The sequence below is a fragment of the Micromonospora sp. C28ISP2-4 genome (assembly GCF_030519385.1).
GTDB lineage: Bacteria > Actinomycetota > Actinomycetes > Mycobacteriales > Micromonosporaceae > Micromonospora > Micromonospora tulbaghiae.
Genome location: NZ_JAUMKG010000003.1, coordinates 473,528 through 493,464, shown reverse-complemented (window position 1 = coordinate 493,464; position 19,937 = coordinate 473,528). Strand labels below are relative to the sequence as shown.

Genomic DNA, 19,937 nt, shown 5'->3' with positions numbered 1-19,937 from the left:
TCAGGCCTCCTTCACACGCGGGTTGCGGGCGGTGCCCGGCTCGGCCGAACGGGCCGGCAGTGCCCGGCCCAGACCGCTGACCCGCGGCGACAGGAACGCCCGGGTACGGGCGAACATCGTCATGATCGGGTGGCGGAAGAGGAACACGACGACCAGGTCGAGCACGGTCGCCAGGCCGAGCGCGAAGGCGAAGCCCTTCACCGCGCCGACGGACACGATGTAGAGCACCACTGCCGACATCAGCGTGATGGCGTTCGCCGAGATGATCGTCCGGCGGGCCCGGATCCAGGCGCGCGGCACCGCGCTGCGTGGACTGCGGCCCTCCCGGATCTCGTCCTTCAGTCGTTCGAAGTAGATGACGAACGAGTCCGCCGCGACGCCCAGTGAGACGATCATGCCGGCGATGCCGGCGAGCGTGAGCGTGAAGCCGATCGACCGGCCGAGCACCACCAGCGCACCGAAGACCAGCAGCGCGGAGAGCACCAGGCTCAGGAAGATGACCGAGCCGAGCAGCCGGTAGTAGAAGAACGAGTAGATGATGACCAGCAGCATGCCGATGCCGGCCGCCAGCAGACCCGCCTTGAGGTGGCTGTCGCCGAGCGTCGCGGTGACGTTCTGCTGCTCCTGCGGCTCGAACGTCACCGGCAGCGCGCCGTAGCGCAGCTGGCTGGCGAGAGCGTTCGCGGCCTTGTTGTCGAAGCTGCCGGTGATCTGCGAGTCACCGGTCAGCACGCCCTGGATCTCCGGGGACGAGACGATCTCGTTGTCCAGCACCACGGCGACGCGGCACTTGCCGTCCTGGCCGAGCGCGGTCTGGTCGCAGGCCTGGCCCTCGTTGTTGAACGCCTCGCGGGTCAGCGCGGTCCACTTCTCCTGGCCGCTGCCGGTGAAGTTGAGGCTGACCACCCAGGAGCTGGTCTGGTCGAGCTGGGCGGAGGCGTTCTTGACGTCGGTGCCCAGCACCTTGGCCACGTCCAGCAGGTACTTCGCGCCGGACTCGCAGGCGACCGCCTTCTGCTTCTCGTCCTTGATCGAGGCGGCGGGCCGCTTGTCGAGCTGGGCGCAGGTGATGGTCGGGACGTTGAACTGCATCTCCACCGGCAGGACCGCGACCTCCTGCGGGGAGAGCGTGCCGAACGGCTTGAGCTTGTCCGCCAGCGACGGGTCGGTGGTCAGGTCCGCCGGGGCCTGCAGGCCCGAGGCGGCGGCCCAGGCGGCCGCGCCGACCTTCTGCTCGACGGCCTTGCGCTGCTGCTCGATGCTCTGCGGCACCGGCTCGGCACTGGCGCTCGGGCTCGGCGCGGCGGCGCTCGGGCTCGTGCTCGGCGCGGCGGCGCTCGGCGTCGCCGACGGGGACGCCGGGGCCATGCCGCCCTGCCCGCCGGCGCTCGGCGACCCGCTCACCTTGGGGCTCGCGCTCGCCTTCGGCGACGCGCTGCCCGACGGGGTGGCGGCTCCGGACGGGGTGGCGCTCGGCGTCGGCGCGGGCGCGGCCGCGGCGCCGCTGCCGTCGGTGGCCTTGAGCACCTTGCGGAAGCGCAGCTCGGCGGCCTCACCGACGTCGGTCAGGTCGCGGTTCTGGCCGGGCAGGGAGATGACGATGTTGCGGTTGCCCTCGGTGACCACCTCGGCCTCGGCCACGCCGTACGCGTTGACCCGGCTCTCGATGATCTGGCGGGCCTCCTCGAGGTTGTCGGCGGTCGGGGGCTTGCCGTCCACCGTGTTGGTGGCCTCGAGCGTCAGCCGGGTGCCGCCGACGAGGTCCAGGCCGAGCCGCGGCTCCAACCGGTCCTTCCAGCCGCCGCTGGCGCCGCCCGAGAAGAACACCAATAGATAGAGGACGACGAAGATGAGCCCGAGCACGGCGAGCTGCCGTCCGGGCCGCATCTGTCCCTGAGGTGGTGCCACGGCTGTCCTGTCTCCCTGTACGGTCGCGCCGCTTCCACGGCGGCGACAACTGTCGGGCCGGGGGTGTCCGCCCGACTGCTCCGGCGGGTCGGCACCGGAGGACGGCACGCCGGCTGGAGCGCGGCGCGGGGGCGCCGCACGGCCCGGCCGGATGCCGGCGCCGCGCGCCGACCCCAACTATCCACTTGTACGGATGAATCCGCTGCCCCTTCCGGGGCGTGGGTCACTCCTTGACCGGCTCGGCTTCCTCGGTGATCGTCTCGGCCGCCGGCGCCTCGGAGCGCTTGATCACCCGCGCGACGGCGGGACGGGCGTACCGGGTCTGCACTCCCGGGGCGACCTCGAGCAGGACCGTCTCGTCCTCGACCGCGGTGACCGTGCCGTGCAGGCCGCCGATGGTGACCACCTCGTCGCCCGGGGCGAGTGCGGCCTGCATCTGCTCGGCCTCGCGGCGGCGCTTCTGCTGCGGACGGATCATCATGAAGTACATGACGACGAAAAGCAGAGCGATCATGAGGATCGGCGTCAGACTGCCGGCTCCCCCGCCACTCGCTGCTGCGTAAAGCACGGTGTAGACCTTCCGGTTGGCCTCCACCCCGGCGCCGGAGGGCGCCGCAGCGGAAGCGGATTCTCACGTCCTGTACAAACCGCGGCGAAGTCTAGTCCCTGCTCCTGAGAAGACCGAATGCGGCACAGATCACGAACGGATCACGGCTGGTCGGTCTGCACCGAGAACAGATCGGGCCCCGGAGGGGCATCCGTACCAAATGTACCATTCGGGGGCGTACGGCCCAGATGGCGCCAGGCGGCCTCGGTGGCCACCCGCCCGCGCGGCGTACGGGCCAGCAGCCCGGCCCGGACCAGGAACGGCTCGCAGACCTCCTCGACCGTGTCCGGCTGCTCCCCCACCGCAACGGCGAGCGTGGACAGGCCCACCGGGCCGCCCCGGAACGAGTCGACCAGCGCGGTCAGCACCGCCCGGTCGAGCCGGTCCAGGCCCAGCGCGTCCACGTCGTAGACGGTCAGCGCGGCCCGTGCCGTCTCCAGCGTGACCACGCCGTCGGCACGCACCTCGGCGTAGTCGCGGACCCGGCGCAGCAGCCGGTTCGCGATACGCGGGGTGCCCCGGGACCGGCCGGCGACCTCCGCCGCGCCGTCCGCGGTGATCGGCACCCCCAGGATCCGGGCCGACCGGTGCAGCAGCGTCTCCAGGTCGGCCGGCGCGTAGAAGTCGAGGTGCGCGACGAAGCCGAACCGGTCGCGCATCGGGCCGGTCAGCAGACCGGACCGGGTGGTGGCGCCGACGAGCGTGAACGGCTCCACGTCGAGCGGGATCGCGGTGGCGCCCGGCCCCTTGCCGACCACCACGTCGACCCGGAAGTCCTCCATGGCGCTGTAGAGCAGCTCCTCGGCCGGCTTGGCGATCCGGTGGATCTCGTCGATGAACAGCACGTCGCCCTCGGCGAGGCTGGTCAGGATCGCGGCCAGGTCGCCGGAACGCTCGATGGCCGGGCCGCTGGTCACCCGGATCCCGGTGCCCAGCTCGGCGGCGACGATGTTGGCCAGGGTCGTCTTCCCGAGGCCTGGCGGACCCGACAGCAGGATGTGGTCCGGCGGGGAGCCGCGCCGCATCGCGCCCTGCAACAGCAGGTCGAGCTGGTCGCGGACGCGGTGCTGGGCGATGAACTCGTCGAGCCGCTTCGGGCGGACGCTCGCCTCGGCGTCCCGCTCGGCGTCGTCCACGTACGCCGAGACCAGGTTCTCCCCGTTCATCGGGTCCGGCCCAGGAGGCGGATGGCCTGCTTGAGCAGCACCGGCACCGGCGGGGTCTCGCCGTCGACGGTCTCTGCCACCGCGGCCACCGCCTGCTCGGCCTGGGCCGCCGTCCAGCCGAGCCCGACGAGCGCCTGACGGACCTGCTCCGGCCAGGCCCCGGCGGTCACCCCGGCCGCGCCGTCGACGCCCACCGGCACCGGGCCGACCCGGTCGCGCAGCTCCAGCACCAGCCGCTCGGCGCCCTTCTTGCCGATGCCCGGCACCCGGGTCAGCGCGGCGGTGTCGGCGTTGGCGATGGCCTTGCGGACCGCGTCCGGCGTGTGCACGGCGAGCACCGCCTGGGCCAGCCGGGGACCGACCCCGCTGGCGGTCTGAAGCAGCTCGAACAGCTGCTTGGCGTCGTCGTCGGCGAAGCCGTAGAGGGTGAGTGAGTCCTCCCGGACCACCAGGCTGGTGGCGAGCCGGGCGGGCTGGCCCACGCGCAGGTCGGCGAGCGTGCCGGGGGCGCACTGCACCGCCAGGCCGATGCCGCCCACCTCCACCACCGCGTGATCCGGGCCGGTGGCGGTCACCGTGCCGCGTACGCTCGCGATCATCGCGTCCCTCCTCGTCGGGCCCGTTGCGCGGCCGCGGCCAGCTTGGACCGGGTGCCGCCGCGCCACACGTGGCAGATGGCCAGCGCCAGGGCGTCGGCGGCGTCGGCCGGTTTCGGCGGCTCGGGCAGCCGCAGCAGCCGGGTGACCATGGTGGTCATCTGCTTCTTGTCGGCCTGGCCGGAGCCGGTCACCGCGGCCTTCACCTCGCTCGGCGTGTACGTCGTCACCGGCAGCCCCGCCCGTGCCCCGGCGAGCACCGCGACGCCGCTGGCCTGCGCGGTGCCCATCACGGTGCGGACGTTGTGCTGGCTGAACACGCGCTCCACGGCGACCGCGTCCGGCCGGTGCTCGGCGACCAGGCCGGTGAGCGAGCGGTCCAGGTGCAGCAGGCGCAGCGCGAGGTCGTCCTCCGGGTCGGTGTAGACCACGTAGTAGGCCACGAGCGTGCAGGGGCGGCCCGGCACGCCCTCGACCACGCCGACCCCGCACCGGGTCAGGCCCGGGTCGACGCCCAGCACGCGCACGCCGCCTCCTCCCCGAGCCGCCAGCAGTACGTGTGTTCGACACACCCTACTGGTGCGCGCCGACACCGGGGCGGGCGGACACGCCGGGCGCGGACGGTGACGCGGCGCACCACACACGCGGGCCGTGGAGTATGTGTCGCCGCCCCATGTGCCAGGGGGCACCCGGCTCGTACGTTCATGCGCCATGACGGCAGAACCCGTGGCGGTCCCCCACGTCGTACACGTCGACCTGACCGGTCGCACCGCGCTGGTCACGGGTGGTGGCGGCGGCATCGGACGGGCCTGTGCCCTGCGCCTGGCGGCGGCCGGCGCGACGGTCGTGGTGCTGGACCGCGACGTGGCGGCGGCCGAGGCGGTGGCGGCCGAGGCCGGCGGCCGGGCGGTGGGGATCGACCTGGCCGACCCGGCGGCGGTGGACCGGCTCGACGTCGACGCCGACATCGTGGTCAACAACGCCGGCCTGCAACACGTCGCGCCGGTGCAGGACTTCCCGGTCGAGCGCTTCGAGTACATCCAGCGGGTGATGGTGGAGGCCCCGTTCCTGCTGATCCGCCGCGCGCTGCCCCGGATGTACGCGAACGGCTGGGGCCGGATCGTGAACATCTCCTCGGTGCACGGGCTGCGCGCCTCGCCGTTCAAGTCGGCGTACGTCTCGGCCAAGCACGCGCTGGAGGGCCTGTCCAAGGTGGTCGCGCTGGAGGGTGCCGCGCACGGTGTCACGGCCAACTGCATCAACCCGGCGTACGTGCGCACCGCGCTGGTGGAGAGCCAGATCGCCGACCAGGCGGCCACCCACGGCATCGGCGAGGACGAGGTGGTCGAGAAGATCATGCTGGCCCGGGCGGCGATCAAGCGGCTGATCGAGCCGGCGGAGGTGGCGGAACTGGTGGCGTACCTGTGCTCCCCGCCCGCCGCGTTCCTCACCGGCACCTCGATCGCCCTCGACGGGGGCTGGACGGCGAACTAGTGGCCCCCCGCACAATGTCGGTCATGTCGTCGCCGGTCGAGTTCCTGGAGCTGCTGGCGCGCGAGGCCGCCGCGGTCGAGTTCGAGGGCCCGCTGGTGGCCGCGCGCGCCGCCGGCCTGCCCGCCGAACGGCTTGCCGAGCTGGAGCAGGCGAAGGTGGTGGCGCTGCGGGTACGGGCGCTGCTGGCCCGCCGACGCCGCCGGGAGACCGAGCTGTCCGGCCTGTACGACACCGCGAGCGACCTGGCCGGGCTGCGCGACCTGGACGACGTGCTGCGCGCGATCGTGCACCGGGCGCGCATCCTGCTCGGCACCGACGTGGCGTACATGACGCTGAACGACGACGAGCGCGGCGACACGTACATGCGGGTCACCGACGGCTCGATCTCGGCCCGGTTCCAGCGGCTGCGGCTGGAGCTGGGCGACGGGCTCGGCGGGCTGGTCGCGCAGACCGGCACCCCGTACGTCACCTCGAACTACCAGGAGGACGAGCGGTTCCGGCACACCGGGGAGATCGACGGCGGGGTGGGCGAGGAGGGCCTGGTGGCCATCCTCGGTGTGCCGCTGCGGCTCGGGTCCAGCGTGATCGGCGTGCTGTACGCGGCGAACCGCTCGGCCCGGCCGTTCGCCCGCGAGGAGGTGTCGCTGCTGGTGTCGCTGGCGGCGCACGCGGCGGTGGCGATCGACACCGCGCGGCTGCTGGCCGAGACCCGGGCGGCGCTGGCGGAGCTGTCGGCGGCGAACAGCACCATCCGGGCGCACAGCAGCTCGGTGGAGCGCGCCGCCGCGGCGCACGACCGGATGACCGCGCTGGTGGTGCGTGGCGGCGGGATGGAGGACGTGGCGGCGGCGGTCACCGAGGTGCTCGGCGGCGCGCTGCTGGCGCTGGACGCCGAGGGCCGGCGGCTGGCCCGGGTCGGTGAGATCGAGGAGCCGGACCGGGCCGACATCGTGGAGGCGGTGGCCGCGTCGCGTACCGAGGGGCGCAGCGTGCGCCGGGGCCCGCTCTGGTACGCGGCGGTGGTGGCCGGCGCGGAGAACCTGGGCGCGCTGGTGCTGCGCCCGGACGACGAGCTGGTCGACGCCGACCAGCGCATCCTGGAGCGCGCCGCGCTGGTGACCGCGTTGCTGCTGCTGTTCCGCCGGACCGTGGCCGAGGCGGAGGGGCGGGTGCGCGGTGAACTGCTGGACGACCTGATCGCCCGGCCGCTGCGTGACGCCGACGCGCTGCGGGCGCGGGCCCGCCGGATCGGGGTGGACCTGGACGCGCCGCATGTGCTGGTGGCGGTCGGCGACGACGCGTTCGCCGAGACCGGCTCGGCCCGGCAGCGGGTGCTGTCCTGGGCCACCACGTACGCCTCGACCCGGGGTGGACTGGCGGCGGCGCGCGACGGGCGGGTGGTGCTGATGCTGCCCGGTCACGACGCCGGTGGTGCGGCCCGCGCGGTGGCCCGGGATCTGTCCCGGGTGACCGGCCGGCCGGTGACCGCCGGGGCGAGCGGGCCGTCGACCGGTCCGGCGTCGCTGGCCGTCACGTTCGCCGAGGCGGAGCGGTGCCTGTCCGCGCTCGGCGCGCTGGGCCGGGCCGGGCAGGGGGCGAGCACCGCCGAGCTGGGGTTCGTCGGGTTGCTGCTGGGCGCGGTCGGCGACGCCGGGGACCGGGACGTGGCCCGGTTCCTCGCCACCACTGTGGGGCCGGTGCTGGACTACGACGCCCGGCGGGGCACCGCGCTGGTGAAGACGCTGGAGGCGTACTTCGGCGTGGGCGGCAGCCTGGCGCGCGCCGCCGAACAGCTGCACGTGCACGTCAACACGGTCACCCAGCGGCTGGAGCGGGTCGGGAACCTGCTCGGCGCGGACTGGCAGCGGCCGGAGCGGGCGCTGGAGGTGCAGCTCGCGCTGCGCCTGCACCGGCTGCGCACGCCCGCCCGCTGAGCGGCGCGCGGCGGGCCGGCCGGAGACGCCGTCCGGCCGGGAACCGCCGGCCGGGGCGCGGGTCAGCGGACTCGCAGGCCGTCCAGGACGGTGTCCACGATCCGCTCGGGCAGCAGCCGCTCGTCACGCTCCGGGTGCCAGCGCAGCATCCGCTGGGTGAGCATCGGCGCGGTGAGCAGCGACATGGTCACCTCGACGTCGAGGTCGGCGCGCAGCTCGCCCTGCTCGATCCCGCGGCGCAGCACCTCGCGCAGCGCCGCGCGCCGGGGCTCGACGATCGCCTCGTACGCCTGCCGGTGGGCCGAGCTGCGGTTCACCTCGGGCACCAGGCAGGGCATGATCTTGCGGACCCGGGGGTCGGTGTGCTGGCCCACGGCGCCGACGAGCAGCACCAGGTCGTCGCGGACGGAGCGCCCGGCCGTGCGGGGCGCGGGCCCCTTGAGCGTGCGCAACGCGTCCAGCAGCAACGCGTCCTTGCCCGGCCAGCGGCGGTAGATGGTGGCCTTGCCGACGCCGGCGCGGGCCGCGATCGCCTCGATGGACAGCGACTCTATGGTGCTGCCCTCGGCCAGCAGGTCGAGGGTGGCGTCGACGATCGCCTCGTCCGCGCGGGTGCTCCGCGGTCGCCCGGGCGACCGCGGAGCATCCGCCGTGGAAGTCATGTCAGACATTGTCCACGAACCTACGCGGTACCGGCCAACTCCCGGTCGGTGACCGGCGCCGCGTCGGGGGCGACGACCGGCCGGCCCGGCATCCAGCGCAGCACGATCACGATGCCGAGCGCGGCCACCACCGCGGAGGCGCCCGCCGCCCAGTGCATGGCCGAGACGAACGAGTCGTTCGCCGCGTCGATCAGCCGCGGCGCGTCGGGGCCGAGCCGGCTGGCGACCGCGTACGCCCCGGAGACCGACTCGCGGGCCGCGTCGCGCACCGGGGCGGGCAGGGCCGCCACCGCCGGGCCGACCTGGTCGCGGTAGACGGCGGAGAGCACCGAGCCGAGCACCGCCACGCCGAGCGCGCCGGCCACCTGGCGCACGGTGTTGCTGACTGCGGAACCGACGCCGGCCTTCTCCCGGGGCAGCGCGGACATGATCGACTCGGTGGCCGGCGGCATGATGTTGGCCATCCCGGCGCCCTGGAGGAAACCGAGCGCCGAGAAGATCCAGATCGGGGTGTCCGCGTCGATGAAGACGAACGCGGCGAGCGCCACAGTGGTGAGCAGCAGCCCGACGGCGGCGACCGCCCGGCCGCCGTAGCGGCGGACCATCGCCGCGCTGCGCGGCGCGAAGATGAGCTGGGCCGCGGCGAACGGCAGGAACAGCAGGCCGCTCTCCAGCGGGCTGTAGCCGCGGACGAGCTGGAGGTAGAACGCGCCGAAGAACATCACGCCCATGGCGGCGAAGAAGACCAGCCCGACCAGGGCCACCGGGGCGGCGAAGCGGGGCACCCGGAACAGCCGTACGTCCAGTGACGGGTGGTCGCTGCGCAGCTCGTGGGCGACGAACCAGCCGAGCACCGCGAGACCGCCGAGCACCGCGACCCACACCTGCGGGCGGCCGAAGCCGTGCTCGCCGCCGTCGATGATGCCGTAGGTGAGCGCGACCAGGCCGACCACCGAGAGCAGCACGCCGAGCAGGTCGACCCGGCCGGGCTTCGGGTCGCGTGACTCGGGGACCAGGGCCGCGACGAGCACCACGCCGAGCGCCACCACGGGCACGTTGATCAGGAAGACCGAGCCCCACCAGAAGTGCTCCAGCAGCGCGCCGCCGAGCACCGGGCCGATCGCCACCGCGAGGCCGACCGCGCCGGCCCAGACGCCGATCGCCTTGGCGCGCTCGCGCGGGTCGAAGACGTTGGAGATGATCGAGAGTGTCACCGGCATGATGGCCGCGCCGCCGACGCCCATCAGCGCGCGGGCCGCGATGAGCTGGCCCGGGTCCTGCGCGTACGCGGACAGCAGCGAGGACAGGCCGAACAGCGCCAGCCCGAGGATCAGGAAGCGGCGGCGGCCGAGCCGGTCACCGAGCACGCCGAAGGTGAACAGCAGCCCGGCGAAGACGAGCGTGTAGGAGTTGATCGCCCACTCCAGCTCGCCCTGGGTGGCGCCGAGGCCGTGCACCGGGTCGGCCAGGGTGCGCAGCGCGACGTTGAGGATGGTGTTGTCGAGGACGACCACGAGGAGGCTGATCACCAGCACCCCGAGGATCGCCCACCTCCTCGGGTGTCCGGTGTTCTCGTGCGGTTCCACTGCCGTTCTCCCCCCGGTTCACCCGCGTTCGAAATACGATACGGGCCAGACTCGTAACGCTGCCGAGCGTAGGTGAGCCTGTTTCGATACGGAACGGGTTCGTATCGGATGTGTCTCAGGTCACGCGGGTGGGCCGGCCGCCAGCGCCAGCCGCAGCAGCGCGTCCCGTACCGGCAGCAGCCGCCGCACGCCGGACAGCCGCCCGGCCCACCGCGCGCCGGCCGCGATCCGCTGCGTGGGCCGCCGGCGTCGCCCGTCGTACGCGCGCAGCGCGGCCGGCACGTCCCCGGCGTCGCGTACGCAGTCGGCGAGCGTGACCGCGTCGATCAGCGCCTGGCAGGCGCCCTGCCCGAGGTCCGGGGTCATCGCGTGCGCGGCGTCGCCGAGCAGCGCCGTCCGGCCGGACACGTACGACGGCAGCGGCGTCAGGTCGCGGATCTCGTGCCGCAGGATCCCCTCCGGGGTGAGCGCGTCGAGCACCTCCGGCACCGGCGAATGCCAGTCGCCGAAGAGGCGGCGCAGCTCGGCCCGGTCGTCCGGCGGCGCCGGGTGCCCCTCGGGCAGCCGCACCGCGGCGTACCAGTTGGTGCGGCCCGGCCCGGCCGGGGTCAGCCCGAACTTGCGCCCCCGCCCCCAGGTCTCGCCACCCTCGGCCAGGTCCATGTCGACCACGCCGCGCCAGGCCACCGCGCCCGCGTAGCGCAGCGGGTACCGCTGCCCGTACATCGCCGCGCGCACCACGCTGTTGATCCCGTCCGCGCCGACCACCAGGTCGTACGCGTCGAGCAGCGACACCGGGTCGGTCACCGGTGCGCCGAGGCGCAGCACCGGGCCGGGCAGCGCGCCGGCCAGGACGGCGAGCAGCACCGGCCGGGTGACCAGGTGCACCGGCTCGCCGTGCCGGCGTTCCAGCCGCTCGACGTCGACGGTGGCGATCCGGCTGCCGTCGGGACGCCGGATCGAGCCGCCGGCCTGACGGCTGCCCCGGCGGCGCACCTCGTCGCCGACGCCGAGGGCGTCCAGGGCGCGCATCGCGGCGGGCCAGATGCCGAGCCCGGTGCCGCTGTGCGGCAACGCGGCCGACCGCTCCAGGACCGTCACCTCCCAGCCCGCCGCACGCAGGCCGATGCCCGCCGCGAGCCCGCCGATGCCGCCCCCGACCACGACCGCGCGTCCGCCCATGCGGTCACCGTACTACAGATGTAGTCGGCTGCACTACGGCTGTAGTCTGACCGGGTGACCGATCGCCGGCAGCTCCTGCTCGACGCCGCCATCCGGGTGCTCGGCACCGGAGGGCCGCGGCAGCTCACCCACCGGGCCGTGGACGCGGAGGCGGGCCTGCCCGAAGGCTCGGCGTCCAACCGGTTCCGCACCCGGGAGGCGCTGGTCACCGGCGTCTTCGACCGGCTGGTCGAGGTGGAGACGGCGGCCTGGCAACGGCTCGCCGCGGACCTGCCGCCGGGCGACGTCGCCGCCTTCGCCGCCGTGGTCGGCCGGCTGATCCGGGAGTTCACCGACCAGCAGCGGGTGGTCACCCTGGCCCGGTACGCGCTGTTCGTCGAGGCGGCCGTGCGGCCCGACCTGCGCCCGGCGATCGAGGCCGCCCGGGCACGGCTGGCCGGCTGGGGCGAGCCGCTGCTCGCCACGCTCGGCTCGGCCGATCCGCCCGCCCACTTCCGGATGCTGCTGGCGCTCGTCGACGGGCTGCTGAGCAACCAGCTCGCCTCCCCCGATGACGGCTTCGACCCGGAGTCGGCCGTCGCCACGCTGCTGCGCGGTTGCCGCGCCGGCTGACCGGGTGCCAGGCTGCGGCGTCAGGCGCGGGCCGATCAGGTGACTGGCGTCCGGCGCTCGCCGATCAGGCGCCCGGGGGTCAGGCGCTGCCGCCGGCCAGGCAGGCCAGCGTCGCCTCGCCGAGCGTGGCGAGCCGCTGCGGCACGGCCGACGAGGGCGGGAACGGCTCGATCCACCCCGGACCGGCCGCGAGCACGCGTACCCCGGGCAGGTCCCGCCGCAGACGGACCAGGCGGTACGCGCGGCCGGTCAGCGGCGTCTGCGACCAGACCACCACGACCCGCGGGCGGACCCGGGCCACGGCGCTGGCCAGCGCGGACCAGGGCAGCGCCGGGCCGAGGTGCAGCGCGCCCCGGCCACGTTCGCGCAGCGCCGCGGCGAGGGCGTGCAGCCCGAGGCAGTGCGTCTCGTGCTCGGCGCCGGCGAGCAGCACGCCCTGGGCGGGAAGCGGCCGGGACGGCTCACGGCCGAACACGTCCAGGCCGACGCGTACCCCCTCGGAGAGGGCGTGCTCGACGGCGATCTCGGCGGCGCTGTCGCCGCGCAGCGTGCCCAGCAGCGGCAGGCAGACCTGTTCCCAGGCGGGCACCACCCCGGCCTCGGCGGCCAGGTCGAGCACCAGCCCGGCGACCCGGTTGTCGTCCAGGTCCTCGGCGGCGGCGGTCAGCCGTTTGCGGGCCGTCTCGGCGGCCCAGGCCGGCATGTTCTCGGTCAGCAACGGACGTACCCCCGGGTAGCTCTCCTACCCAGGGGTTCGTCCGCACGGCCCGATCCGGATGCGCCACCGGCGAATCCGGCCCGAGCCGGATCAGTCCGGGAAGGTGACCACCCAGCGGGCGCCCTCGCCGCGGGCCAGCCGCTGCAGCGCGGCGGGCGCCTCGGCCAGCGGCACCGTGCCGCTCACCAGCGGCCCCAGGTCCAGGTCACCGGCGGCGAGCGCCTCGGCCAGCTCCGGCACCTCCCGGTCCGGGTCGGTCGAGCCGTACACCGAGGAGCGCAGCGTGCGCGCGGAGTGGAAGATGTCCAGCGCGGAGAGGCTGAGCATGTCGTCCTTGCCGCCCATGCCGACCACGGTGACCGCTCCCCCGCGCCGCGTCGCCCGCCAGGCGGCGCGGATGGTGGCGGACCGGCCGACGCACTCGAACGCGTGGTCCACGCCGCGTCCCTCGGTGCGGACCCGGATCTCCTTGCCCAGCCGGTCGTCCGAGCGCAGGAAGTCGGTGGCGCCCGCGGCGAGCGCCAGGTCCCGCTTGGCCTCCACCACGTCCACGGCGAGGATGGGCGACGCGCCGGCCCGCCGCGCGGCGGTCAGCACGGCCAGGCCCACCCCGCCGAGCCCGATCACCGCCACCGACTCGCCGGGTGCGACCCGCGCGGTGTTGCGGACCGCGCCGACGCCGGTGAGCACCGCGCAGCCCAGCACCGCGGCCTGCTCCGGCGGCAGTCCGGCCGGCACCGGCACGGCGGCGTGCTGCGGCACCACCACCTCCTCGGCGAGCGCGCCGAGCCCGAGCGTGACCTGAAGCGGCTCACCGGCGGCCGTCTCGCCCCGGGGTGTCGACGGGTTGGGGTTGGCGGCGCAGAGCCACGGTTCGCCGTGCCGGCAGTGCCAGCACTCCCGGCAGGCCGGCGCCCAGTTGAGCACCACGGGTGTGCCGACCGCGAGCGTCGTGCCGGGCCCGGCCTCGGCCACCACGCCCGTGGCCTCGTGCCCCAGCACCAGCGGGTACGCGGGCGCCAGCGTGCCGTCCACCATGGCCAGGTCGGAGTGGCAGATGCCGGCGGCGCGGATGCGTACCCGCAGCTCACCCGGGCCGGGCGCGGGCAGCCGTACGTCCTCGACCGCCGGTGTCTCGCCCCGGCCGCGCACCACGAGCGCCCTCATCGCTGGATCGCCTTCACCTCGGTGAACTCCTCCACGCCGTACGCGCCCAGCTCCCGGCCGAGGCCGGACTGCTTGTAGCCGCCGAACGGGGCGAGCGGGTTGAACGCGCCGCCGTTGACGTCCACCTGGCCGGTACGCATCCGCCGCGCCACTGCCAGCGCCGCCTCCTCGTCGGCCGACCAGACCGCGCCGGCCAGCCCGTACCGGGAGTTGTTGGCGATGGCGACCGCCTCGTCGGTGTCGGCGAACGGGATCACCGCGAGCACCGGCCCGAACACCTCCTCCTGGGCGAGCGCGCTGTCCGGGTGCACGTCGGCGAAGACGGTGGGCGCCACGAAGTGCCCCTGCGGCGGCAGTGGCGCGTCCGGGCCACCGGCGACGAGCCGGGCGCCGTCGGCGAGCGCCCGGTCGACGTGGTCGCGTACCCGCTGGGCCTGCGCGGCGGAGGCCAGCGGGCCGAGCCGGGTGGCCGGGTCGAACGGGTCTCCGAGCCGGTAGCCGGCCACCGCCGCCGCGACCAGGTCCAGCGCCTCGGCGTAGCGGTCGCGGTGCACCAGCATCCGGGTCCAGGCGGTGCAGGTCTGCCCGGAGTTCAGCAGCGCGTTGCCCACGCCGACCTTGACCGCGGTGGGCAGGTCGGCGTCGGCCAGGACGACGTTCGCCGACTTGCCGCCGAGTTCCAGCGACACCCGGGCGATCCGCTCGGCGGCCAGGTGGGCGATGCGCCGGCCGGTGGCGGTGGAGCCGGTGAACGAGACCAGGTCGACGTCGGGGTGCGCGGCGAGCGCCTCGCCGACCACCGGGCCGGTCCCGGGCACCAGGTTCACCACGCCGGGCGGCAGGCCGGCGTCGGTGATCGCGTCGAACAGCAGGTACGCGGTCAGCGGCGTCAGCTCGCTCGGCTTCAGCACCACTGTGCACCCGGCGGCGAGCGCGGGCGCGACCTTGGCGACCACCTGGTGCAGCGGGTAGTTCCACGGGGTGATCGCCCCGACCACGCCGACCGGCTCCCGGACCACGAGCGAGTTGCCGACCGTGTGCTCGGCGGCCGGGCGGGCGGCCAGGTCGACCATGGTCCGCAGCACTGTCAGCGGCAGGCCGGCCTGGACGCGCGTGGCGAGCTTGAGCGGGGTACCCAGCTCGGTCGCCACCGTGCGGGCGATCTCGTCGGCGCGGGCGGCGAGCGCGGCGTGCAGCCGGTCCAGGTGCGCGGCCCGCTGCCCGGGGGCGGTGGCGGCCCAGCCGGGGAACGCGGCGCGGGCGGCGGCGACCGCGCGGTCCACGTCGGCCGGTGTGCCGGCGGGCACCTCGCCGACGATGCTCCCGGTGGCCGGGTTCTCGACCGGGATGGTGTCGCCCGACGACGGGTCGACCCAGTCACCGGCGACGTGCAGGTGGCGGCGCGTCAGCAGGGCGGGAGGGGCGGCGGCGAGATCCATGGCGTCCTTCGGGGGCGGTGGAAACTAGCGGTGGGAGTTTCGACGCTACTCCGGACCGCCGACCCGTTCCAGCGGGGCGACGGTGGCCGCGTACTCGGCGGCCAGCCCGTGCAGCAGCGCGTCCAGGCCGAGCGCGAACGCCCCCTCGTCCACGCTGCGCTGGTGGCCGGCGAGGCGGTGGGCCTGGTTGAGGTGCGGGTGCGCGGCGTAGAGCGAGGGGTCCTCGACGAAGCCGCGGGCGAACGAGCCGAGCGCGGACCCGGCCACGAAGTAGCGCATCGCGGCGCCGATGTGGGTGGCCCGCGCGGGCGGCCAGCCGGCCCGGACCAGTGAGCCGTAGACCGCGTCGGCCATGGCGAGCGCAGCGGGACGGCGGCCCGGCCCCTGCGCCAGGTACGGCACGATGTTCGGGTGCGCGGCCAGCGCGGCCCGGTACGAGCGCGCCCAGCGGCCGAGCGCGTCGAGCCAGTCGTACTTCTCGAAGACGCCGATGTCGACAGTCGCCGCGACGCCGTCGGCCACCGCGTCGAGGATCTCCTCCTTGGTGGCGAAGTGGTTGTAGAGCGAGGGGCCGCGGACGCCCAGCGCGGCGGCGAGCCGACGGGTCGAGAGCGCGTCCAGCCCGTCGGCGTCGATCAGCGCCAGCGCGGTCTCGACGATCCGGTCGCGGGTGAGCAGGGCCTGTCGGGGTCGGGGCACCTGGTCATCATCCTCCTTTCGACATCGGGTCTGGACGCGGGAAAACTTCCAGCGCTAGTTTATAGGCAGTCGACCTGAGGGGGCACCGTGGACTTCGCACTGTCCGACGAGGAACGCGCGATCCGGGACACCGTTCGCACGTTCGTCACCCGGGAGGTGATGCCGCTGGAGGCGGAGGTGCTGCGCCGCGAGCGCGCCCACCAGCCCGGCCTGGACCGCTCCGAGCTGCGCGAACTCCAGCTCAAGGCGAAGAAGTTCGGCTTCTGGGGGCTGGCCACGCCCGAGGAGTACGGCGGCATGGCCCTGCCCGCGGTGATGCAGTCGCTGATCTGGACCGAGCTGGGCCGCAGCTTCGTGCCGTTCCGCTTCGGCGGCGAGGCCGACAACATCCTGTTCCACGCCACCGAGGAGCAGAAGCGCGAGTTCCTGATCCCCACCATCGAGGGCGAACGGATCTCCTGCTTCGCCATCACCGAGCCCGGCGCGGGCTCCGACGCGGCGAACATCAAGCTGCGCGCCCGCCGCGACGGCGACGACTGGGTCCTCGACGGCGAGAAGACGTTCATCACCAACGGCAACGACGCCGACTTCGCCATCGTGGTCGCGGTGACCGACCCGGAGAAGGGCGCCCGCCGCGGCGGCGCGACCGCGTTCCTGGTGGACCGCGCGATGGGCTGGCGGTCCGAGTTCATCCAGACCATGGGCGAGGGCGGCCCGGCCTCGCTGATCTTCGACGGCGTACGGGTGCCGCACCGCAACATCCTCGGCGAGATCGGGCAGGGCTTCACGCTCGGCATGGAGTGGATCGGCAAGGGCCGCTACACCATTCCGTCGCACGCCGTCGGCATCGCCGAACGAGTCCTCCAGATGGCGATCGACCACGCCAACACGCGCGAGACGTTCGGCGCGCCGATCGGCACCAACCAGGCCATCCAGTGGATGATCGCCGACTCGGAGACCGAGCTGGAGGCGGCCCGCTGGCTGATCCTGCGCTCGGCCTGGACGGTCGACCAGGGCCTCGACCCCCGGCACGCCTCCTCGATGGGCAAGCTCTACGGCGCCGGCATGGTCAACCGCGTGGTGGACCGGGTGCTCCAGATCCACGGCGGCATGGGCTACACCCGTGAGCTGCCGATCGAACGCTGGTACCGGCAGGTCCGGCTGTACCGGATCTTCGAGGGCACCGACGAGATGCAGCGGCTGATCATCTCCCGCGACCTGCTCCGCGGGTACACGAAGATCGGCGGCCACCTGGCCTGACGCGTTGTGTCTCGACTCTGACTCTGCGCAACCGGCTACGGGCGCCAGGTGTGTCCCCGGCAAAGGCACCACCAGCCGGAGGAGATGCACATGCGTACTCGAATCACGGCCGTCGCGCTCACGACGGCCGCCGCCATGCTCGGAGTCCTCGCGGTCTCGGCCGCACCGGCCTCGGCGAGCGTGAGTCAGGGGTACATCACGGGTTCCGGCGACTGGCGGGACGACTGGGGCGACGAGGGCCCGATCTCGGCGTCGACACGCTCGTACAGCAACGTCGTCGCCATGTGGCAGATGATCCTGTGGGCGGACGGCTACCTCACCTACTCCGACGTCGGCTGCCGGTTCGGGCCGCAGACCACGGCGGCCACGAAGCGGTGGCAGAACGCCCGGGGCCTCGTCGCCGACGGCGTCGTCGGGGCCAAGACGCTGTCCCGGGCGGCCACCCGGCTCGTCGTCTGGGAGGGCGAGGGCTGGTACGCCTACGACGGAACCACCGACTACTTCCAGCTCGGTCGCCGGACCGACGGCAGGTGGGACATGACCCTCGGCCCGGACCGCGGATGGGAACTGCTCTCCTACACGTCCGCGACCTTCGACGTCTGCTGAGCGATTCGCAACGGCCGGCGCGCGCTGGCGCGCCGGCCGTTCTCCGGCTGCGCTCCGGATCGTTCCGGCCGCGCTCGGGCATACTCCCCGGCCGTTCCCCGGTTGCTCCCCGGTTGCGGGGTCAGCCGGTCAGCGCCTCGACCGCCCGGTCCACGTCCGCCTCGGTCGTGTAGAGGTGGAACGAGGCGCGGACCCGGCCGGCCCGTACCGCCGCGCGCACCCCCGCCCGGGCCAGCCGCTCCTGCGCGTCCGGCACGTCCACCGTGACGATCGCGCTGTCGCCGGGCGGCCGGCCCAGCCCGGCCAGGAACCGGTTGGCCAGCCCCACGTCGTACGCGCGCACCGCCTCCGGCTCCAGGTCGGCGAGCAGTTCCAGCGCCGGAGCCGCCCCGGCGTAGCTCATCCAGGCCGGGGAGATGTCGAAACGCCGGGCGTCGTCGGCCAGGCGTAGCGGCAGTCCGTAGTAGGAGGCGTGCGGGTCGCTTCCGGCGTACCACCCGGCCGCGTCCGGGCGCACCCGCTCGCGCAGCGCCGGGGCGAGGTAGGCGAAGGCCGAGCCCCGGGGCGCCATCAGCCACTTGTACGCCGCCACCACCACCGCGTCGGCCCGGTCCGCCGCGAACGGCAGCCACCCGCACGCCTGCGTCGCGTCGGCCACCACGAACGCGCCGTGCGCCCGGGCCGCCGCGACGATCTCGTCGTACGGAGTCACAGTGCCGTCGGCGGACTGCACCACGCTGAACGCCACCAGGTCCGTGTCGGCGTCGATCGCGTCGACCAGGCCGGCCAGCGGCACGGTGCGTACCCGCACGCCGCGCTCCTGCTGGACCAGCCACGGGAACAGGATCGAGGTGAACTCGGTCTCGGGCACCACCACGGTCGCGCCCGCCGGCAGCCCGGCCGCGATCGGCGCGACGAGTTGCGACGCGCTGGCGCCGACACTCACGTCGGGGACGTCCACACCGGTCAGGCGGGCGAAGGCGGCCCGGGAGCGGTCCACCGACTCCTCCCACACCTCGAACGACACCCGCCCGGTCCGCCAGTCGGCGAGCACCCGCTGCACGGCGTCCCACACCGGCTCCGGCGGCAGTCCATAGGTGGCCGTGTTCAACCAGCCCGCCTCGGGCTGCCACAACTTCTGCGCCTGCTCCAGCTCCATGGCCCGACGCTAGCCACCCCCTCCCCACCCCGACACCGCCAATCCCACCCCCGTGGCCCCCCGCGGCCATGGAGCGGGGCGGACGCGCGGGGTGGGGTGGGGTGGGCGTCAGGTGGGTGGGGGGAGGTCGGTCAGCGCTTCGGCGATCTCCCGCCGCACCCTCGGCAGGGGCCAGGTGGCCAGGTCGCGCAGGGAGTGGTGGTGGCGCAGGCGTCGTACCGCGGTCAGGCCGACCAGGTAGCCGCAGCGCTTGGGCAGGCCGCCGGCCAGCGGAGAGTCCCGCATCAGGAAGTACGGCGCGTGGTGCTCGGCGTCGGTGGCGTCGAGGTCGGCGCGCACCCGGCGCAGGATCTCCGGCCACCGGCGGCGGCACTCGTCGAGCCACTGCCGGTGGCCGGGACGGCCGAACCAGAGGTACGCCTCGTCCGGCCGTCCGGCGTCGAGTTCCGCGGTGACCTGCGTGGCGAGCCCTTCGGTGAACAGCGCGTTCGCCACCCCGTACTCGGGCCAGTCGCGGATCGCGGCGCGGCGGTCGTGCACCACGTGCGCGGCCTCGTGCCGCACCAGCAGGTCGAGGTCCTCCGGCGGCCCGAGCTGTTCCACGGCGAGGAAGAGCGCGTATCTGCCGTTCAGCTCGCCGGCCCAGCCGTTGGCCTGGTTCAGCCCGATCAGCACCACGCACTCGACCGGCCCACCGTCGCCGGACCAGCCCAGTGCAGCGGCCACCGCCGCGACACCGCCGGGCAGTGACGCGCGTACCGTCTCGGCTCGTGCCGCCAGGTCGGCGGCGCGGTCGCGAAGGCCGTCCAGGACGGTGGCCACGCCGGCGGCGTCGGACCAGTCGCCGTCGCGGCGCAGCGCCCGCGCCACGTCCGGGTGTCCGGCCAGGTAACGGGAGACCGGCAGCTCCGGCGCGCCGTGGCCGGCGCAGGCGAGGAAGTCGGGCACCAGATCGCGGACGCGCAGCAGGTCGGTGGGCGGCATCCGCACGATGCTGCCCGGCCGTGGCGCGCCGGGCAAGACCGCGACGGTACGGGGCCGGTCCAGAAACCTGAAGGAAGTCTTCATCAAATAGGCCGTCGATGCAAGGTATCGACATAGACAAACGTCACGCTATAGGGTGCGGCGAACCGGCGACGTGA

At 74.3% G+C, this 19,937-nt stretch carries 19 protein-coding genes; 5 read left to right on the top strand and 14 right to left on the bottom strand.

Going from position 1 to position 19,937, the window contains the following annotated elements; genetic code table 11:
• The 5 genes from secD to ruvC all read right to left on the bottom strand — a co-directional run bounded on the left by secD (position 1) and on the right by ruvC (position 4,804).
• Entirely contained in the window at positions 1 to 1,908 is a 1,908-nt protein-coding gene (gene secD, locus Q3W68_RS15585) for a protein translocase subunit SecD (protein ID WP_302906102.1), read from the bottom strand.
• Between the two features lie 223 nt (positions 1,909 to 2,131).
• Positions 2,132 to 2,476 carry a preprotein translocase subunit YajC gene (yajC, locus tag Q3W68_RS15580; RefSeq protein ID WP_199733067.1) on the bottom strand — a complete coding sequence of 115 codons (345 nt, stop codon included), beginning with the start codon at positions 2,474 to 2,476 and terminating at the stop codon, positions 2,132 to 2,134.
• 140 nt (positions 2,477 to 2,616) lie between these two features.
• On the bottom strand, positions 2,617 to 3,681 hold the full coding sequence (ruvB, locus tag Q3W68_RS15575) for a Holliday junction branch migration DNA helicase RuvB (RefSeq protein ID WP_302906101.1): 1,065 nt from the start codon (positions 3,679 to 3,681) through the stop codon (positions 2,617 to 2,619).
• Positions 3,678 to 4,280 (bottom strand): Holliday junction branch migration protein RuvA, encoded by a 603-nt coding sequence (gene ruvA, locus Q3W68_RS15570; RefSeq protein ID WP_302906100.1) that lies wholly within the window; start codon positions 4,278 to 4,280, stop codon positions 3,678 to 3,680. The genes ruvB and ruvA overlap by 4 nt, the downstream gene beginning before the upstream one ends.
• Positions 4,277 to 4,804 carry a crossover junction endodeoxyribonuclease RuvC gene (ruvC, locus tag Q3W68_RS15565; RefSeq protein WP_071095759.1) on the bottom strand — a complete coding sequence of 176 codons (528 nt, stop codon included), beginning with the start codon at positions 4,802 to 4,804 and terminating at the stop codon, positions 4,277 to 4,279. Before ruvC ends, ruvA begins: the two co-directional genes overlap by 4 nt.
• A gap of 184 nt (positions 4,805 to 4,988) precedes the next feature.
• Here ruvC and Q3W68_RS15560 point away from each other — a divergent pair, with 184 nt between their 5' ends.
• Together Q3W68_RS15560 and Q3W68_RS15555 are read left to right on the top strand one after the other, a co-directional pair.
• Positions 4,989 to 5,771: a 3-hydroxybutyrate dehydrogenase gene (locus Q3W68_RS15560; protein ID WP_302906099.1), complete on the top strand. Its 783-nt coding sequence runs from the start codon at positions 4,989 to 4,991 to the stop codon at positions 5,769 to 5,771.
• Positions 5,772 to 5,785: 14 nt separating this feature from the next.
• Positions 5,786 to 7,705 (top strand): helix-turn-helix domain-containing protein, encoded by a 1,920-nt coding sequence (locus tag Q3W68_RS15555; protein ID WP_302906098.1) that lies wholly within the window; start codon positions 5,786 to 5,788, stop codon positions 7,703 to 7,705.
• Positions 7,706 to 7,767: 62 nt separating this feature from the next.
• On the opposite strand, the gene Q3W68_RS15550 is transcribed toward Q3W68_RS15555, so the two are convergent.
• From Q3W68_RS15550 to Q3W68_RS15540, 3 genes are all read right to left on the bottom strand, one after another.
• Positions 7,768 to 8,376: a TetR/AcrR family transcriptional regulator gene (locus Q3W68_RS15550; RefSeq protein ID WP_302906097.1), complete on the bottom strand. Its 609-nt coding sequence runs from the start codon at positions 8,374 to 8,376 to the stop codon at positions 7,768 to 7,770.
• Positions 8,377 to 8,387: 11 nt separating this feature from the next.
• Positions 8,388 to 9,953, bottom strand: coding sequence for an MFS transporter (locus Q3W68_RS15545; protein WP_302906096.1), 1,566 nt, complete (start codon positions 9,951 to 9,953; stop codon positions 8,388 to 8,390).
• Between the two features lie 120 nt (positions 9,954 to 10,073).
• Positions 10,074 to 11,135 carry an FAD-dependent monooxygenase gene (locus Q3W68_RS15540; protein WP_302906095.1) on the bottom strand — a complete coding sequence of 354 codons (1,062 nt, stop codon included), beginning with the start codon at positions 11,133 to 11,135 and terminating at the stop codon, positions 10,074 to 10,076.
• A 54-nt stretch (positions 11,136 to 11,189) separates the two neighbouring features.
• Between Q3W68_RS15540 and Q3W68_RS15535 the strand changes: the two genes are divergently transcribed.
• Positions 11,190 to 11,747, top strand: coding sequence for a TetR/AcrR family transcriptional regulator (locus Q3W68_RS15535; protein WP_302906094.1), 558 nt, complete (start codon positions 11,190 to 11,192; stop codon positions 11,745 to 11,747).
• 79 nt (positions 11,748 to 11,826) lie between these two features.
• Here Q3W68_RS15535 and Q3W68_RS15530 read toward each other — a convergent pair whose 3' ends face one another.
• The 4 genes from Q3W68_RS15530 to Q3W68_RS15515 form a co-directional block, all read right to left on the bottom strand.
• Positions 11,827 to 12,465, bottom strand: a complete 639-nt coding sequence (locus Q3W68_RS15530) for a transcriptional regulator (RefSeq protein ID WP_302906093.1) — start codon at positions 12,463 to 12,465, stop codon at positions 11,827 to 11,829.
• A gap of 90 nt (positions 12,466 to 12,555) precedes the next feature.
• Positions 12,556 to 13,632 (bottom strand): zinc-binding dehydrogenase, encoded by a 1,077-nt coding sequence (locus tag Q3W68_RS15525; RefSeq protein ID WP_302906092.1) that lies wholly within the window; start codon positions 13,630 to 13,632, stop codon positions 12,556 to 12,558.
• Complete coding sequence (locus Q3W68_RS15520) at positions 13,629 to 15,071, bottom strand: aldehyde dehydrogenase family protein (RefSeq protein WP_120570549.1); 1,443 nt, start codon at positions 15,069 to 15,071, stop codon at positions 13,629 to 13,631. Before Q3W68_RS15520 ends, Q3W68_RS15525 begins: the two co-directional genes overlap by 4 nt.
• A 45-nt stretch (positions 15,072 to 15,116) precedes the next feature.
• Positions 15,117 to 15,770, bottom strand: a complete 654-nt coding sequence (locus Q3W68_RS15515) for a TetR/AcrR family transcriptional regulator (RefSeq protein ID WP_302906091.1) — start codon at positions 15,768 to 15,770, stop codon at positions 15,117 to 15,119.
• A gap of 87 nt (positions 15,771 to 15,857) precedes the next feature.
• On the opposite strand from Q3W68_RS15515, the gene Q3W68_RS15510 reads away from it, so the two are divergent.
• Together Q3W68_RS15510 and Q3W68_RS15505 are read left to right on the top strand one after the other, a co-directional pair.
• Positions 15,858 to 17,030, top strand: coding sequence for an acyl-CoA dehydrogenase family protein (locus Q3W68_RS15510; protein ID WP_120570551.1), 1,173 nt, complete (start codon positions 15,858 to 15,860; stop codon positions 17,028 to 17,030).
• Positions 17,031 to 17,120: 90 nt separating this feature from the next.
• Entirely contained in the window at positions 17,121 to 17,636 is a 516-nt protein-coding gene (locus Q3W68_RS15505; protein WP_302906090.1) for a peptidoglycan-binding protein, read from the top strand.
• A 121-nt stretch (positions 17,637 to 17,757) separates the two neighbouring features.
• Here the strand turns inward: Q3W68_RS15505 and Q3W68_RS15500 are convergent, their stop codons facing one another.
• The gene (locus Q3W68_RS15500; protein WP_302906089.1) at positions 17,758 to 18,795 is read right to left on the bottom strand and encodes an aminotransferase class V-fold PLP-dependent enzyme; all 1,038 of its coding nucleotides are present in this window, start codon (positions 18,793 to 18,795) and stop codon (positions 17,758 to 17,760) included.
• A 108-nt stretch (positions 18,796 to 18,903) separates the two neighbouring features.
• Positions 18,904 to 19,779: a DUF2268 domain-containing putative Zn-dependent protease gene (locus tag Q3W68_RS15495; protein WP_302906088.1), complete on the bottom strand. Its 876-nt coding sequence runs from the start codon at positions 19,777 to 19,779 to the stop codon at positions 18,904 to 18,906.
• Positions 19,780 to 19,937 lie beyond the last annotated feature (158 nt).